28 protein-coding genes are annotated in these 15,052 nt (G+C 63.0%); 24 read left to right on the forward strand and 4 right to left on the reverse strand.

Annotated elements, in window-relative coordinates; all coding sequences use genetic code 11:
* The first annotated feature begins 280 nt into the window (after window positions 1-280).
* Window positions 281-589, forward strand: a complete 309-nt coding sequence (locus ACIA76_RS07455; protein ID WP_397149622.1) for a hypothetical protein — start codon at window positions 281-283, stop codon at window positions 587-589.
* Here ACIA76_RS07455 and ACIA76_RS07460 read toward each other — a convergent pair.
* On the reverse strand, window positions 586-1,008 hold the full coding sequence (locus ACIA76_RS07460) for a helix-turn-helix domain-containing protein (protein ID WP_397149624.1): 423 nt from the start codon (window positions 1,006-1,008) through the stop codon (window positions 586-588). The genes ACIA76_RS07455 and ACIA76_RS07460 overlap by 4 nt on opposite strands.
* Window positions 1,009-1,365: 357 nt before the next feature.
* On the opposite strand from ACIA76_RS07460, the gene ACIA76_RS07465 reads away from it, so the two are divergent.
* The 23 genes from ACIA76_RS07465 to ACIA76_RS07575 all read left to right on the forward strand — a co-directional run bounded on the left by ACIA76_RS07465 (window position 1,366) and on the right by ACIA76_RS07575 (window position 13,862).
* Window positions 1,366-2,322, forward strand: a complete 957-nt coding sequence (locus ACIA76_RS07465) for a YqaJ viral recombinase family protein (RefSeq protein WP_397149626.1) — start codon at window positions 1,366-1,368, stop codon at window positions 2,320-2,322.
* 82 nt (window positions 2,323-2,404) lie between these two features.
* Entirely contained in the window at window positions 2,405-3,184 is a 780-nt protein-coding gene (locus ACIA76_RS07470; protein ID WP_397149629.1) for a recombinase RecT, read from the forward strand.
* On the forward strand, window positions 3,181-3,597 hold the full coding sequence (locus tag ACIA76_RS07475) for a hypothetical protein (RefSeq protein ID WP_397149631.1): 417 nt from the start codon (window positions 3,181-3,183) through the stop codon (window positions 3,595-3,597). The genes ACIA76_RS07470 and ACIA76_RS07475 overlap by 4 nt, the downstream gene beginning before the upstream one ends.
* A gap of 201 nt (window positions 3,598-3,798) precedes the next feature.
* Complete coding sequence (locus ACIA76_RS07480) at window positions 3,799-4,134, forward strand: hypothetical protein (protein ID WP_397149633.1); 336 nt, start codon at window positions 3,799-3,801, stop codon at window positions 4,132-4,134.
* A 28-nt stretch (window positions 4,135-4,162) separates the two neighbouring features.
* A complete protein-coding gene (locus ACIA76_RS07485) occupies window positions 4,163-4,591 on the forward strand; it encodes a hypothetical protein (protein ID WP_397149635.1) in 429 nt (142 codons plus the stop codon).
* 75 nt (window positions 4,592-4,666) lie between these two features.
* Complete coding sequence (locus ACIA76_RS07490; protein WP_397149637.1) at window positions 4,667-6,163, forward strand: DnaB-like helicase C-terminal domain-containing protein; 1,497 nt, start codon at window positions 4,667-4,669, stop codon at window positions 6,161-6,163.
* Between the two features lie 138 nt (window positions 6,164-6,301).
* A complete protein-coding gene (ssb, locus tag ACIA76_RS07495) occupies window positions 6,302-6,754 on the forward strand; it encodes a single-stranded DNA-binding protein (RefSeq protein WP_397149639.1) in 453 nt (150 codons plus the stop codon).
* A 22-nt stretch (window positions 6,755-6,776) separates the two neighbouring features.
* Entirely contained in the window at window positions 6,777-7,154 is a 378-nt protein-coding gene (locus ACIA76_RS07500; protein ID WP_397149641.1) for a hypothetical protein, read from the forward strand.
* The gene (locus ACIA76_RS07505; RefSeq protein ID WP_397149643.1) at window positions 7,151-7,927 is read left to right on the forward strand and encodes a PE-PPE domain-containing protein; all 777 of its coding nucleotides are present in this window, start codon (window positions 7,151-7,153) and stop codon (window positions 7,925-7,927) included. Before ACIA76_RS07500 ends, ACIA76_RS07505 begins: the two co-directional genes overlap by 4 nt.
* A gap of 63 nt (window positions 7,928-7,990) precedes the next feature.
* Window positions 7,991-8,263 carry a WhiB family transcriptional regulator gene (locus tag ACIA76_RS07510; protein WP_397149645.1) on the forward strand — a complete coding sequence of 91 codons (273 nt, stop codon included), beginning with the start codon at window positions 7,991-7,993 and terminating at the stop codon, window positions 8,261-8,263.
* A gap of 52 nt (window positions 8,264-8,315) precedes the next feature.
* Window positions 8,316-9,095 carry a RusA family crossover junction endodeoxyribonuclease gene (locus ACIA76_RS07515; RefSeq protein WP_397150677.1) on the forward strand — a complete coding sequence of 260 codons (780 nt, stop codon included), beginning with the start codon at window positions 8,316-8,318 and terminating at the stop codon, window positions 9,093-9,095.
* A gap of 108 nt (window positions 9,096-9,203) precedes the next feature.
* Window positions 9,204-9,404 carry a hypothetical protein gene (locus ACIA76_RS07520; protein ID WP_397149647.1) on the forward strand — a complete coding sequence of 67 codons (201 nt, stop codon included), beginning with the start codon at window positions 9,204-9,206 and terminating at the stop codon, window positions 9,402-9,404.
* Window positions 9,405-9,573: 169 nt separating this feature from the next.
* A complete protein-coding gene (locus tag ACIA76_RS07525) occupies window positions 9,574-9,879 on the forward strand; it encodes a hypothetical protein (protein ID WP_397149649.1) in 306 nt (101 codons plus the stop codon).
* 184 nt (window positions 9,880-10,063) lie between these two features.
* Window positions 10,064-10,366, forward strand: a complete 303-nt coding sequence (locus ACIA76_RS07530; protein ID WP_397149651.1) for a hypothetical protein — start codon at window positions 10,064-10,066, stop codon at window positions 10,364-10,366.
* Window positions 10,363-10,527, forward strand: coding sequence for a hypothetical protein (locus ACIA76_RS07535; protein WP_397149653.1), 165 nt, complete (start codon window positions 10,363-10,365; stop codon window positions 10,525-10,527). The genes ACIA76_RS07530 and ACIA76_RS07535 overlap by 4 nt, the downstream gene beginning before the upstream one ends.
* Before the next feature lie 145 nt (window positions 10,528-10,672).
* Entirely contained in the window at window positions 10,673-10,888 is a 216-nt protein-coding gene (locus ACIA76_RS07540; RefSeq protein ID WP_397149655.1) for a hypothetical protein, read from the forward strand.
* A gap of 5 nt (window positions 10,889-10,893) precedes the next feature.
* A complete protein-coding gene (locus ACIA76_RS07545; protein ID WP_397149657.1) occupies window positions 10,894-11,073 on the forward strand; it encodes a hypothetical protein in 180 nt (59 codons plus the stop codon).
* The gene (locus ACIA76_RS07550) at window positions 11,070-11,264 is read left to right on the forward strand and encodes a hypothetical protein (protein WP_397149659.1); all 195 of its coding nucleotides are present in this window, start codon (window positions 11,070-11,072) and stop codon (window positions 11,262-11,264) included. Before ACIA76_RS07545 ends, ACIA76_RS07550 begins: the two co-directional genes overlap by 4 nt.
* A gap of 41 nt (window positions 11,265-11,305) precedes the next feature.
* Window positions 11,306-11,539, forward strand: a complete 234-nt coding sequence (locus ACIA76_RS07555; protein ID WP_397149661.1) for a hypothetical protein — start codon at window positions 11,306-11,308, stop codon at window positions 11,537-11,539.
* Window positions 11,540-11,542: 3 nt separating this feature from the next.
* Window positions 11,543-12,184: a WhiB family transcriptional regulator gene (locus tag ACIA76_RS07560; protein ID WP_397149663.1), complete on the forward strand. Its 642-nt coding sequence runs from the start codon at window positions 11,543-11,545 to the stop codon at window positions 12,182-12,184.
* A gap of 38 nt (window positions 12,185-12,222) precedes the next feature.
* Window positions 12,223-12,651: a hypothetical protein gene (locus tag ACIA76_RS07565; RefSeq protein ID WP_397149665.1), complete on the forward strand. Its 429-nt coding sequence runs from the start codon at window positions 12,223-12,225 to the stop codon at window positions 12,649-12,651.
* A complete protein-coding gene (locus tag ACIA76_RS07570; protein ID WP_397149667.1) occupies window positions 12,648-13,148 on the forward strand; it encodes a hypothetical protein in 501 nt (166 codons plus the stop codon). Before ACIA76_RS07565 ends, ACIA76_RS07570 begins: the two co-directional genes overlap by 4 nt.
* Window positions 13,149-13,361: 213 nt before the next feature.
* Complete coding sequence (locus tag ACIA76_RS07575) at window positions 13,362-13,862, forward strand: XRE family transcriptional regulator (protein ID WP_397149669.1); 501 nt, start codon at window positions 13,362-13,364, stop codon at window positions 13,860-13,862.
* Between the two features lie 132 nt (window positions 13,863-13,994).
* Here the strand turns inward: ACIA76_RS07575 and ACIA76_RS07580 are convergent, their stop codons facing one another.
* The 3 genes from ACIA76_RS07580 to ACIA76_RS07590 form a co-directional block, all read right to left on the reverse strand.
* Window positions 13,995-14,246: a hypothetical protein gene (locus ACIA76_RS07580; protein ID WP_397149671.1), complete on the reverse strand. Its 252-nt coding sequence runs from the start codon at window positions 14,244-14,246 to the stop codon at window positions 13,995-13,997.
* Window positions 14,247-14,318: 72 nt separating this feature from the next.
* A complete protein-coding gene (locus ACIA76_RS07585; protein ID WP_397149673.1) occupies window positions 14,319-14,549 on the reverse strand; it encodes a hypothetical protein in 231 nt (76 codons plus the stop codon).
* Window positions 14,549-15,025, reverse strand: coding sequence for a hypothetical protein (locus tag ACIA76_RS07590; RefSeq protein ID WP_397149675.1), 477 nt, complete (start codon window positions 15,023-15,025; stop codon window positions 14,549-14,551). Before ACIA76_RS07590 ends, ACIA76_RS07585 begins: the two co-directional genes overlap by 1 nt.
* Window positions 15,026-15,052 lie beyond the last annotated feature (27 nt).

Here is a 15,052-nt window from a genome sequence, read left to right on the forward strand (position 1 = left end):
GCGAGAGGTCACCCCGGCGGCTTCGGGGGAGTTGGCCGCCACGAGAAGCGATTCGGAGGAGATCTTTTTGCTGGACAGTGGCGGTGGAAGGTTGTTTCATGGGCGGAACCGGACGAATCGGGCAAGGTATGAGGCTCACGGCGAACTTCGCGGCCGGAGTGCCTGCACGAGGCGATGCGGTACGGGATGGGTCGGCAGCGACACGGCGGCCGGGATCATCGCCAGAAGCTTGCTCGCCGGTTAAGCTATCTGGTTAGGCTTTCGAACGTACGTACGAACGATGGGGATTGAGTTGTTCGAACCGCAGGTGGGCGCTGATGGGGGCGCGCGGATGATCGAGGCGGACGAGATGAGCTGGCTCGGCGAGCGCCTCGCGCTCGAGCTGTGGGGCGAAGGCCCCGAGTTCACTCTGACACTCACCATCGGCGACTCGATCGATAACGTCCAAGACTTCACGCTGGACGATCTGGTGCGCCTCAAGGGACGCGTACTCGCCGAGACGGCCAGATTCTGTGAGATTGTCGACAGATTCCAGCGCCGGTATCAGCGACCGTTCGGATGTGGAACCACTACATGTGTAGTCGGCTAGTCCTCGTCGTCTGCGCTGTTCGTGTACGCCGCGAAGAGGCCCTCGACAAGGGCGGTTTGCTCCTCGGGCGTGCGCAGGCCGCGAAAGAGCGCGAGGAGGACGATCTCCTGCATGTCGGCGGTGACCCGCATCGACAGCGGCTCGGCCTGTTGCCCTTCGATGTGACCGATCAGCTCGCCGATCGGCTTTTCGAGCACGGCCGCGAGCCGCAGCAGGATCGACGGATCGAGGATGTGTCCGACCTTGCCGCCCAGCAGGTTGTAGACAGTGCCGCGGGCGATACCAGCGCGTTTGGCCAACTCGACTCTGGAGGGCTTGCCTGTGCGGGGGTCAACGATGCCCGCCGCGTACATTGCCTCAACAAGCCACGCGTCATCTGTTGACGAATCGCTCATTGCCGCCTGTGTTTCCGCCTGCACTTGCCCATAATGCAGCAGTCTAGTTGCCGATGCAAACGCACCGAGCGCAACGATGCCACGCCTTGACCTCTACCTGAAATAGGGTCTTTACAAACCTGTGAAACCCTGCGCGCGTGTCTATTCCGGTCACTTGCCCACTGTGAGCTAGAAGGCACAGGATCGATGGTCCAACTGCTTGGTGTGGCGGAGCAGGCTCGCGTAACGTCATTCGGGCGAGGCGGGGTGACGTGCTGAATCCCTGGTCAGCGATGGTTGGGGTAGTCAACCCTGGGATGCGCGCGACGGACCGGCAGGCGTGCAGACCTCGCACCAAACAACTCCATTTTGTGATGCTTCGGGCGTCCGAGAAACCCGTGAATGGGAGATCTTGTGACGCCTTTGGTCAATGGGCACGCTGAAACGATCGGCGAATTCATCTCCGGCAGCCCCGAATGGCACGCGGCCCGCGCGAACGGAATAGGCGGCTCGGAAATCTCTGCCGTCGTCGGTCTCAACCCGTGGGAAAGCCGCTTCGGTCTCTGGCACCGCAAGAAAGACCTGCTGTCGGCCGTCCCGGAGTCCGCACCCATGAAGTGGGGCACGCTCCTCGAACCGGTCATCGCCGCCGAGTACCAGGCCAACCACCTCGACCGCGGCCAGCGCGCGAGCACCGGGGCCACCTACCGGCACCACCAGCGCCGCTGGCAGCTGGCGAACCCGGATCTGCTGATCTGGAACGGCGACGAGCTGGTGGACGGCGTGGAGATCAAAGCGCCCGGTCCCGACTTCTCGGAGAAGTGGGGCCGCGACGGATCGGATCTCATCCCCATCTATTACCGCTGCCAGATCGCGCACTACTGCGATGTGATGGGCCTCGAGTCGATGGTGTTGCGCGCCCTGCTCGGAGGAAACGATGCCCGCTCCTATCGCATCCGCCCGTCAGGTGACGACCGGGAGTTCCTCCGTGCTGAGGGCGAGCAATTCTGGAGCGACTTCCTCACCGATGTCGCACCCAACCTGGACGGCCACCTCGCCACCTACAGCGTTCTGCGCGAGCTGCACCCTGATATCGACCGCTCGATCATCGTGGACGCCCCAGCCGTGCTCGCCGACCGCTGGTGGGAAGTGCAGGCCAACCGTGATGCTGCCGACGCGGAGTACATGGAAGTTCGAACCCAGATCGCCGACCTGATCGGCATGGGCTGGAAGGCCCGCTGCGGGGATCAGACCCTCGCCTACCGCGTCCGCCCGGCCAGCGGCGGCGACCCGTATATCAAGTCCGCGCCCCGACCCGGCATCAGCCACGCCTCGATCACGGAGGCCGCCGCAGCATGACCAGCGGTGACCGCGTCGTGCCTGAGATCGCCCGGCCGGCTCACTAGCGGACCGCCACAATCACAACTGAATAGGGAACCGAATGTCTGAGATCACGAAAGCTGTTGCCACCCAGCAGAACCCGCTAGCGGTGGTCGCCCGCTATAAGCGGGAGTTGGGCACCGTCCTGCCGACCGTGCTGCGCCAGGACCCCGACCGGTGGCTGATGGCCGCCGAGAATGCCGCCCGCAAAAACCCCGATCTTATGGCAGTCATCAAGGCCGATCAGGGTGCGAGCTACATGCGGGCTCTCGTCGACTGCGCCCGGCTGGGGCATGAGCCCGGCAGCAAGGATTTCTACTTCATCAAGCGCGGCAATGCGATCAGCGGGGAGGAAAGCTACCGGGGAGTTATCAAGCGAATCCTCAACAGCGGCTTCTACCGCAGCGTCGTTGCGCGTGCGGTATTCGAACGTGACGAGTATTCGTTCGACCCGCTGACCGATATTGTTCCCAATCATGTCCCGGCGGAGGGGGATCGCGGAAAGCCGGTGTCTGCCTACGCATTCGGTGTGCACTGGGATGGTACGCCGTCGACTGTGGCGGAGGCGACCCCGGAGCGGATCGCGACCGCGAAGGCCAAGAGTTTCGGCGCGGACAAGCCCAGCTCTCCGTGGCAGATGCCGACCGGAATCATGTTCCGCAAGACCGCGATCAAGGAACTCGAGCCTTATGTCCATGTCGCGCCGGAGCCGCAGCCTCGCCGCAGCCTCGACGGCGATTACGTCGGCGCCAATCCGACCGCGGTCGCCTTCGATCTGGACCACGGTGATGTCCTCGACATCACCGAAGACCAGATCGCCGAGGCCGGTGAAGCCGCATGAGCCGCGCCCCCGAATTGGCTGTGCTCAACCGGGTCGACGTGAAGACCGTCCTCGCGGTGGACTTGAACGAGGACTACCAGGGCAACGTGGCCGCGATCGTCCAAAAATGCTGCTACGACGACGATTTCATCGACGGCAACTCCCCTCTCGCCTTCATTATTCTCGGGTACAGGTCGTGCTCCGGCTGTGATGCCTGGCAGGCTATGAACGCAGACCCGAGGGCCAAGCTCGAACACTGCTTGCAGGTACTTGAGTCGGCGCGATGGTTCGACAATCTGGCCGCGTTGCAGGAATGGATCGCGACCGCCGACACCGCTCTCCAGTGGTACGGCCACGAATCCAGGTGGCGGACCTTCCGGGGAGAAGTCATGGCGCTCGAGCACGGCGGTGATCGACCCGGCTGGATCGACTGATGGCCTTCCCGCGCTCTCGGTGGCGCGTGTGCGAGCAGGCCGACCTGTTCGGGCTCGTGCCGCGAGCCGGCCACCGTCGCTGTGCAGTGGCGGTGGTGGGGTATCCAGCACTACTGCACCCAGCACTTCATCGACCTGACCTGCGACCACCCCAACGACCTGGTGCGTTGGGACATCCTCAATTCCGAAAGGTAGTCCTGAGTGTCCTCGAAGACACGTGAAACTGATACCGAGATGTTCGACCACGCTGTTGCGGTGATGGAGGAGCTGGCTCCGGAGAAGCTGCGCCCAGAATTCGAGGGATACGGCGGGCAGTTCGGGTTTCGCTGCAGACCCGACCAGGCGAAGGTGGGCCGACGAGCCGCACGCAGGGCCGCCCGGAATCTGGGCTGGAAACCGCGCACTACCTACAGATCTGATGATCAGACGATGATCGTTTGGGACGACCGCAAGGTCCCAGACGATATCCGGGATCGTATGGATAAGCGGTGGATAGCAGCCCTTGACGAGATGTTCGGTAACCGTGGCTGCCACTAATTCTGAGAAAGCCGCTACCGCAGCATATTTGGCGGCAGCGGCGATCGACCGCCGCATACCCGCCCCCACCGCGGACAGGATCGCGGCGTGGGCGGCGCTGTTCGACGGTTCGGACGTGGAGCCGGACGAGGCGGTGGAGGCCGTCCGGCGGTACTACCGCGACGCCAGCAACGTCTACAGCATCATGCCCGCCCGCGTCCTCGACGCCGTGAACAGCCTGCCGCCGGACGCCTCGGAGGCCCGCTTCCGGGCGTTCATCAAAGTATGGGCCAACTACCCATACAGCGGGCAGATACAACGCGTGACCGGCATGGAATGGACGCCCACATTCCCGCTGCCGGAAGGCATCCATGGCGATACGGCAGCCGAACGTGCCTACCACGTTGACGAGCTGAAGGCATGGGTGCGGGACAACTGGCCCGAGATGAAGCGCCTGGTCATGGGCTGCGAAGCATGAAGTAACACAACAACATACAACTGAATAGAGAGCCGAACCGTGGCTATGGAATTCACCTCCGCGTACGAGCGGCTGGTGTCGGCGCTGCGCGGAGCCGGTGTCGTGGTCGACGACAAAGGCGACCACGGCTGCGCGCAGACCCCCGGCCACAGTCCGGGCGACCGAGGCACCACCTTCCGGCGCACCGCGGATGGCGTGTTGCTGTGGGTGCACAACGGCGACCGGGACTCCGTGCTCGAGCAGCTCGGCCTGTCGATGGCCGACTTGTTCGACGCCGACCGAACTGTCTACAACTACACCGACGGACGCCGCGTCACCCGCTTCTACGACGAGGGCACCGGCAAGAAACGGTTCGCTCAGGACGGAAATAAAAGCGGCACAGCTCTTTTCGGTATCGAGACGATCCCGGCGGATCTCGATTCACCGGTCATGGTCGTGGAAGGTGAGAAGGATGTCCGTGCCTTCCAGGCGATCGGAGTCCCGGCCGTGTCGCCGCCACAGGGCGCGAACACAGATCCGAGCCGCTTCGACTGGGCCCCGCTCGCTGGCCATCCCGTCCTGATCGTCCGCGACATGGACGAGCCCGGCCTGGCCCACGCCCAAGACGTTTTCGCGGTTCTGCGGGGAATCTGCAACGCCGCGGTCGTGGAACCCGCCGTGGGCAAGGATGCGGCTGACCACATCGCGGCGGGGTTGGAGTTCGGCGAGTTCCGGCCGATGCGGATGCCGATGCTGGAAGGGGTGCGCAGCTACTGGGAGGTGCTGGGGGATTGGTGGCAGTGGCTGCACACCCCGGCATCGGAGCGGAGGGTGTTCTCCACGCCGTGGGAGCCACTGGACGATCACCTCGCTGGCGGGCTGCATCCGCGCCGAACCTACATCGTCGCGGGCCGCCCCGGCGCGGGAAAAACTTTGTCCGCGTTGAACATTGCGCAGCACGTCGCCGAGAAGCACGCCCCCACGCTCGTGGTGAGCCTGGAAATGCCGGACCTCGAGATGGCGTCGCGGCTGGTCGCGGCAGGCTCGCAAGCACATTACGGGCAGATCACCCGCCGCGAACTCGACGACAACCATGCCCGCCGCGTCCAGCAGTACATGGAGTCGGACCGGCCGAACTCGACGAACCTGTGGATGCTGGACAAATCCAGCCTGACTATTGAACAGATCCGCTCCTACGCCGAGCAGATGCGGGAATCAGTTGGGCTGGGGCTGTTGGTGATCGACCACATCGGCCTCATCAAGCCGTCGCGGAACGGACTGTCGCGCCGGGAGGCGATCGGTCACGCCTCATGGCAGTGCTCGATAATGGCCAAAGACCTGGATATCGTGGTTTTGCTTGCGTGCCAATTGAATCGAGGCACTGAACAGGAGAACCGGCCGCCCGTCATCAGCGATCTCAAGGAAAGCGGCGACATCGAGCAGAACGCCGATGTGGTGTGCCTGTTGCACCATCCGAAGATCAACGGCGAACCGACCGGTGATGTGGAAATCCGCCTCGGCAAGAACCGCACCGGCCCCTCCGGCGCGGTCGTCACCCTGCCCTGGCGTGGGCATGTAGCGCGAATCGGATAGCAGCAAGAATTTTACCGGCACGTCGCATTGTGGCGGTAATTCAGAGGAACCATAGACCGGTTCTCCGCAACAGTCGGCCTTATGATAGGTGCCGACGGAACATCCAGTGGATGATAACTGAATAGAGGAACTGAGAGCATGGCCGGAGAATCCCCCTTCACCATTGCCGGGAATATCGCGAACGAGCCTGAACTGGGCTTCACCAGCAGCGGAGCGGGCTACCTCAACCTCACCATCGCGTCCACCCCGCGCATTCTCGACAAGAACACCAACGAATGGAAAGACGGCGAAGCGCTGTTTATACGCGGCACCGCCTGGCGCAATCTAGCCGAGAACTCCGCTGAAACCCTGAAGAAGGGTATGGGCGTTATCGCGGTCGGCTCGCTCAAGCAGCGGTCCTTCGAAAAGGACGGCGAAAAGCGAACCGTGATCGAAATGGACATCACCGATATTGCCCCATCCCTGCGGTATGCGACCGCGCAGGTTGCCAAGACTACCAGCGGTGGCGGCGGCATCCGCAACGCGGCGGGCGGCAGCGATGTGTGGAGCAACAACCCTGGCGCGAATACCGGTATGCAAGCCCCCTTCTGACAACAACAAGGACAACTGAATAATGACGGATCTCCGGTACCAAACGGTCGCGATCGGCATGGACACCGCCATCGGCGATCTTCGCTTCACTTCGATGAGTCCTGAAGACCGCGACGCTCTTGCCCGCGGCGATGAGCAGTATTGGCGTTCACGCCACGGGCTGACCGATGTCCGGCTCGGCATGACGGTAGTACTGCCAGAACTCGATCTGGTCCCCGACGCGCTACCCAACCTCGTCTGGCGTCGGAGCGGGAACGTGGGTGGCGGCTTCACCGTCGAAGTGATCGACAACGTCGACGAACTCGACCAATTGATCGAACCCGGATTGATTGCAGCCGCGGCGAAGATCAAGATCCTCGCCGCGCTGGCGAACGGGACTACCGAGGACTTGGCGGCATGATCGACATACTGTGCGTCCCCGGCACCGGGGAGCACGCTGCGGCGGGCAGCGACCGGCCCGTGGGAATGCTCGCCGAGGTGACCAAACATCTCGACGACGACCGGTTCGCTCCATGGAACGTGGCCTATCCGGCGTCCTACGGCCCGTTCGGTGGCGACGGTGTGCTCGGTCTGGACTATGTGCGGTCCGTCGACCAGGGCGTGGAAGCGTTGCTGGCCGAGGTCCGCAGCACCACGAACAGTGTTGGGCTGCTCGGGTATTCGCAGGGCGCGACGGTGGTTTCCCGGTTCTTGGAAGGCATGACGCGGGGCGACTACCCGGATGTGGAGGTCGCTTTCGTCGGGTTGATCGCGAATCCCATGCGGGGGCAGGGCTGGGTGTCGGTCGACGGCAGCAACGTCGGTTACGGCATCGCGGGTGAGCATGGCCCGTGGCCGGATGACTTCCCGGTCTGGGAGATCGCCAACCCGCGCGACCCGATCTGTTCTCTTCCCGGTTCCAGCCCGCTGCGCGGGTTCGCCGACCTGACAGCGGCATTCAGCATTGCGGACCCGGCGTGGTGGGGACAGCAGCTGGTGGACATGACCAACGCCGCCACGATGCAGCGGTGGCTTCGGGTGGGAGCAACGGACTTCGTGGCTGGCCTCGATGAGGCGCTCGACTACGCGGTGCGCGGCGAGCACACCTGCTACGGGTCTCGGCAGATCTGGCCATCCGGCCGGACCTACACCGAGGAACTCGCGCGACTGATCGACAAGCAATTCCCCGAATAGTTTTGGGGCACAACTGAATACAAGGACTTGGTGCTGGTGTTGGGTGACAGGGAACGTGATTGGATGCGGCTGGCCAAATGCCGGACCGCATCGACGCCCGAGGAATGGGCGCAATGGGAATCGGACAACCGAGGCGGCGCGCAACAAACGGACGTGGTGCTCGCCTGCACAGGCTGCAAAGTCGCGCGCGAATGCGCCACCTACGCATTGACGTTCGATCCCCGGGGCATGGTGTGGGCCGGGGTGCCGGTGCCGGAAATGCCGGGCACCGACTATTACAGGCGGGCACTGTCGCGGCTGCGGCGTATCGCGCACGGCGAGATCCGGCCATGGTGACCAAAAAGCCGACGGGAGTTGGCAATTGAATGTCGAGAACCGAGCCGAAGATGTGGCGCGTGTATCAGGACTCCTCCGCGCACTCGGCGGGAACGTCGAGTCTGGAGACTTCCGGATCGTCACCATCCCCGGCCCGCCCTGGTCCAAGTCCCGGCCCCTGTTCGGGAAAGGTCGAGCCTATAAGAGTCGCGACGATGCTGACGCTGAGACGCGATCGGGAATGTTTCTACACAACGCCGTTCGTGAGCCCTACACGGGCAATGTCGGCATAGCCTGCCTGTTCTTCCGGCAGAACCGTCAGAGGATCGACACCGACAATCTCTTGAAGCACGTTTGCGATGCATCGAATGGCGTGATCTGGAAAGACGATAGTCAGTGTACGGCGGCTGCAGGCGTGCTGGAGTTGGACGCGGGTAACCCGAGGACGGTCGTCGCTGTCGGCCAGGTGGCAAGCACGCTGGTGCGCGGGACTGATGCGTTCACCCTCTGCAAGGTGTGCGGCGCGAAGATTTTCATGGAAGGCCAGCGCGGGAGCCAGCCCGATACCTGTTCACCGGCGTGCAGACACCGAGCGTTGGGATATCCGAGTTTGTCCGAACCCGTCCCATGCGCGCACTGCGGAAACCTGTTCCGGCGGAAGACGCGTGCGCGAAAACTGTGCTCGATTCAATGCAACTCCGACTATCGACGTGAGCGGAAACGTGCTACTGCGCCAGCGAAATCGGCCTGCCCGGACTGCGGTAGAGAACTGTCACATAATCGCGGCGGTAGATGCCGCGATTGCTGGAAACTGAGCATTTCAAAGGATCGCGTCGTGCCCGAGGTGGACTAAACGCCTCGCCGAGCCCGGCGGACCCTCCGGTGTGCACATCCACATCGATACGTGCACAACGGAATCCATTCAAACGATCACAACCATCATCTACCGAAGGATCTGACCATGTGGTACCTGGCCGTTGGCGTCGCGTTCGCGATCACCTTTGCCATCCAGCTCATCCTCGAATGGGCGAAGAAGCGGCTCGACCGCGGTGGGCTGCTGATCGGCCTCGGCTTCGCCCTCGCATCCCTCGTCGCGTGGCCGGTGGCGATCATCGCGGCCATCGGCGCGCACATCTGGGAAATCCGCACCGCCCGCCGCTGATGAACACACTCTCCTGGCCGCAGTCGAGTCGGCGTTCTGCCAGGACGGACCGATCCAGTACGGCTCCCCGAATATCGACACCCTGTTCCTGCTGGACCTGACGACCTTCGGCGCAGATGTGCCACTGGGTGCGTAATGCGTTGAGTGACAACTGAATACGGAGAGCTGAATGAGGCTTGGGAAACTGCCTGCCCGCATGGACGCGGTGAAGCTGAAGCTGGCGCACTACCTGGACACGACGGCGCTGCCACCCGCCCCGCCGAACTTCGGCCACGAGAACACCTTCCGCAACTGGCAGATGCTGGCCAACGACCGTTACGGCTGCTGCGTCTGGAGCGGGGCCGCGCACGAGACGATGCTATGGGCTGGCGCGAACCGGCACGCGGGTGCCGTTCTCCGATTCCGCTGTGCTGTCGGACTATTCGGCCGCAACCGGGTTCCATGTGACTCGCAGTTTCATCGCCGCCTACTGTGACGAGGCGATCGTGTCGTTCTCGGACGAGTATCTGACCGGCGGGAAGTCGCCCGAGGGCTTCTACCGGGAGATGCTGCTGCGTGACCAGGGTGTTTTGGTCAGATCTTCCGATCGGAAGTGATATAGGTCACTCAATGTGTTCACTGTCTGGAACTTGGTGAACACCTCGATTAGATTTCAAACCATGCCAACAACCACTGCCCCCGAGGAAGCGGGGAACGCTTGTGGGGACAAACGTCGCACCGATGCAGGCTATCAACGTCACCGCCGAAAAATCGAGAAGGCGTGCGCTGAATGTCTGAAAGCGCACAGCGAATACAGCTCCGGGTATCGGGAGGGTAAACGCCTCCGGGTCAAGAAAGAAGTCGTCGAACTCGACCGCGAAGACTTCCTGATTCTGTGGCGCAACACCTCCCGCGTCACACGCGACATGCTCAAACACAGAATCCCCACCCTTCACGCCATCGCGGGTACCACCTGGCGATGACACGCTGGGCGATCCTCACGGCCCTCGCATGGCTCTCCCTTGCCGACGCCGTTCGTGACTACACCACGAATCGGCGGTATGCAGCCATGCGCTACCGGGCTCAAATAGCCGCCGCCGCAATCCTTTCCATCGCGGGAATGGTGGCCATCACTCAAATCTGATCTCAGCGACAGGATTCGAGCACCCATGACAGCTGTACTTTCCGCGCCCAAATTCGAAATCCGGCTGCCCGTGAACTACTGGACCGCCGTCTCGATCGGCCCCGCTCGAACACTCGTCCGGATCGGATCGCACCACCGAGACAACGTGGACGACATCGCGACACTCGCCGTGATCCTCCGTGAACGTCTCGGCGAAGACCTCGCCGACCACCCGAAAGACCTCCAGCGGACCTGGAGCGGCTCACCCGACATCAGCCGCGACGGCACCGTCTGGATCCGCCTGCGCAACCGAGGCCGAACGATCAACCGCGAATACCGCGTCGCCCTCAGCGAAATCCGCTCCCGCCAAGCCGAATGGTAGCCGACATGCTCAGCGTCAAATACCTGCTCTCCCGCATCGCGTACTTCGAAGACCAGCCGCACGAAGTCCTCGCCGAACTTCTCACGCAGGTCATCCAGCACGCTGTCGAAGGGGCCGACGATCACGGTATCTCGGTCATCACAGTCGACGGCCTACTCGACCTCGTCGACGAGCATCTGCAATGAAAGCCGCCCACCTCACCTACGACCACGTAGGCCGCACCCTCGTCACCGGAACCGGCAGCAAACGCAAACGCGCCGTCATCCTCGACCTCGATTACAAAGACAGCTACATCGTGGTGAAAACCCGCACGGCGCATGGCGATATCCGCCCACTCGTCCTGGCCAACGGCCAGGACATCGAGACCGAGCAGTGAGCGTCCGCTCCAGCTGAATCCGCGAAAGGCCCTGAAAGCCCATGCGCCGACACCTGACCGGCGAGCGAGCGCTCATCGTCCTGGCCGCCGCGGTCACCGCCTACGAGGTCGCCGCACCCGAAAACGAACTGATCAGCCACGCCTTCGATCGGCTGCTCGAAAAGCACCGCATCGCCACCGGATTCGCGGTGATCTACACCGCCGCCCACCTCCTCAACATCCTCCCGCCGCGCGTCGACCTCTACCACCGACTCGGCCGAACGATCGGAAGCTGACACATGGGAACCGCCCAATACACCTGGGTGAGCCAAGCCGCCTGCCGTGAAGGCGAACACCTCAAGCCCTTCCGGCTCCTCAAGCACTACACCGCCATCGCCGAGTCCGAAGGCCGGGGACTGCGCGTCGACGAGGTCTGCACGATCCTGGGCGTCGGCCGCAAAGCCGTTCATACGATGCGACGGCGCGAAAACCTGCGCAGCACCGTCATCGGCCGCGTCGTCTACGTCTCCCCCGAATCGCTCGCCGAGTACCTACGCCAGGAAGAAATCGACCCCTTCTTCCCCCGGGCGTCCCAGCGCCGCGACGCCGAACGCGCCATCGCCATCTGCCGAACCTGCCCGGTCATCAACACCTGCCTCGACCACGCACTCACCAACTACGAAGACGACGGGATCTGGGGCGGGATGAACGCGAAAGACCGTATACAGCTGCGTATTTCGATGGGACTGCGCCGCCCGCCTGTCCAGGTCCCACTGCTCTCGTCCGATGAAGTCGCCGAGGTCCGCGCGAAGTACCTCAAGAACTGCAAGACGCTCGGACACGGGGGAGTGGCGGCACTGGCGGTCGAATACAACGTCAGCGAACGCACCATCTTCCGCACCACCAAGGGCCTGTCCGCGCAAGCGAAACAGGTGGCCTGATGCACCTGTTTCACAAATGGTCCAGGTGGAAAACGGCCGTGATCCTCGACCGCGAAGTGGCCTCCACGCTGCTCGCCGGCCTCCAAGACCTCACCGCCGCGACACAGATCCTCGTCGGCGAAATCGGCAAGGCGCAGGATGTGGCCGCCTCGAGCGAGATGGCCTTCCGCATTCACGCGACCGACATGAAGCAGGCGATGAAGACGCTCGCCACCGAACAGCAGTGCCCGCGGACCGCCTACACAGGGATGCTGAGTGACACTCACGCCGCGACCGCCCTCAGCCAGCCGAGGAACCGGCGCATCCGAATCGACTACACCACCAGCGATTTCGGCGAGATCCTCGCCGCCGCCCGGCTCCTCAGCGACAACCTCCACGCTGATGTCGGAGCCCACGTCGCCTACGCCGCTCTCGCCTACTCCCGACAGATCCTCGCCACCCACAACCACGACAAGGACAGCAAGTGACCACCACCGACCCGACCGGCCCCGCCTACTACCAGTTCCCCGGCGGCATCCAGCTTGGCCAGATCTCCGGCGAGTTGACGGGTTTCGGCGCGCAGATCGTCCAGTGCGCCGCCCGCTCCTGCCGCGTCGACGGCACCAACAAGGAAACCACGATCGAAGGCCGCATCCGGGACCTCGAGAAGGCCGCCGCGTTCGCCGAGATGGAAGTCGAGCGCCTCGCCAACACCCACCGCCGGATCGCCGTCCTCAACGACGACCTGGAGGACGCCAAGACCGTACTCACACAGGTCAAAGACCAGCGCTACGAGAGCACCGAGCGGCCCGCCCGCGTCCGAGCGGAATTCGAACTCACCCCCACCGAGAACGACAAGATCTTCGACGCCGCACAGCTCCTCGCCGTCACCTACGACGACTTCATCGCCCTCGCCGCCCTGGCCGCCGCCGACAACGTGATCGCAGCGGAGGTCGCTGAAATCACCTACGGCTTACAGGCATAGCAATCTGCGCACTCGCCTTGACGGCTCCCGTGCGGCCCAGTGGCACGGCTCGACTTCGATCGCGAGCTCGGCGACCACGGACGGAGATGTTTCCCCGGAAGCCAGCAACCTGTCACCATCGCAATCAAGTAAACGCCAGCCCAATCCGCTACTGTCAGGCAATCGATGCGCATGCCAGATTTGCGAAGATTGCCCGACAATGATTGCCCGACAATGGGAGCGAACAAGATGGACCTCAGCCGGTTTGCGGAAGTAGCCGCCGCCAACGTTGCCCCCGAACACCGGGAAGCACTGAAAGCGTCGGTGCTGGACTTCGAAGCCTGGATCAAGGAGAAGACGCGATACGAGCCGACACCCGCAGAGGCGGTGGTCATCCACTACCCGTGGGATGTCGCGGCACAGTTCGCCGCTGCCGAACCCAACCAGCGGATGCTCGACCACGCGCGACTCCTCGGCCACGGCGACGAGGGCCTGACGGGCGAGGTCAAGAAACGGCTGAGCGCCTGGTACCTCAGGCTCCGTGACGACAACCTCGTCATCGAATACAATCCCCACTTCCCACCCGAGCCCGGCGTCAGCGACACCGGCGGCTGGGCCTATCGGCATCGCGAAGAACAGGACGCTGACCTACTTATCCGCAAGAACGGCTGGACCCGGCTCACCGAAGAAGGCCAAACCATCTGGGCGCTTCCCGATGAAGACCTGTGGCCGTAGCGTAGCCTCGCGCAACGAAGCCCTTACGCTGCGAACACGACTCGGAGCGGAAGGGCTTCGTTGTCTATCCGATTCGCCTACCCGGCAGCCTTCTGATTGAGCCGTCGATATGTTGTCACACGAAACGATCGGTCAATGCACGTAGGCCCGAACCCGCTTCGCTGTATCCCGTTCAATCTCAGCGCAAACCACTGCCACCCTCTCCTCATCCGTCAACCCGAAGATCTCCTTCCACTTCGTCCACGCCACAACATCTCGGTAGTGCACCTCCGCGTTCTGCTCCATCAACCTGAGCGCTACACGGGCATCCATCAACTGCAGCAGCGCCTCATGCCGGGCACGCGCCGCCCGCCGCGCACGAATGCCAGCCAGATACCAACTCAATACAAACCTCCTCCAGAAACACGAAAAGCCCTGCAAGAGCGAACCTCTCGCAGGGCGCGTCCAACACGTGAATTACAGATCCGGCTCCTCGTCGCCGCGAAGCATTGCGGTCAATGCCGTGTACGCCTCGTAGATGAGGCCTTCCGGATGAAAGCCGTTCACAGCATCTTTCGCGGATGACGGCGCAGAGCCCAGCATGAACGCTTCCAAACCGCCGTAGAACCTGTCGTGCGTCTCGCGTCTCGTCTCCATCGCTTTCAGCGTGATGTCGCCGTACTTCTCCACGAACTCTTCCGGAGTCATCACCGCTCCGTACTCAGGTCGATGTTGTAGTCGTCCAGCTCCGACAGCTTCTCATCCAATGCCCCAGCCGCGCCCAGCATCTCCTCTTTAGCCTGCGCGATGTCGTCCGGGTCGTTGTCGCCATCGTCATTGACCCAGGTCTCGGCGCAATCGCGGAACGACGAGCACAGGCCCTCGATCTCGCCGAGGGCATCCCTGATCGCCGTGGCCGCAGTCTTGAAGCCAATCAACTGCTCAAACGCCTCGGTGATGCCCTCGAACGACTGGCCGTCGACATGAACATCGTCCAGGCCGTCCGTGTTCAGGTCATCGGGGACGCTGAGACCGGCGAGAACCTCGAACGGCTCCTCCCACGCCTCGGCATTCTCCTCCCAGGAGGGCATGTCTGCGACCAAATCTCGAACCTGATCTCGGGTATACCGCTTCTCCTGCGCAATCGCATGCAGAACATCACGCGATGTCTTGACCTTAGCCATCAAACTCAAATCCCTTTCACATCAACA

This window comes from Nocardia sp. NPDC051570 (assembly GCF_044454005.1).
Lineage (GTDB): Bacteria > Actinomycetota > Actinomycetes > Mycobacteriales > Mycobacteriaceae > Nocardia.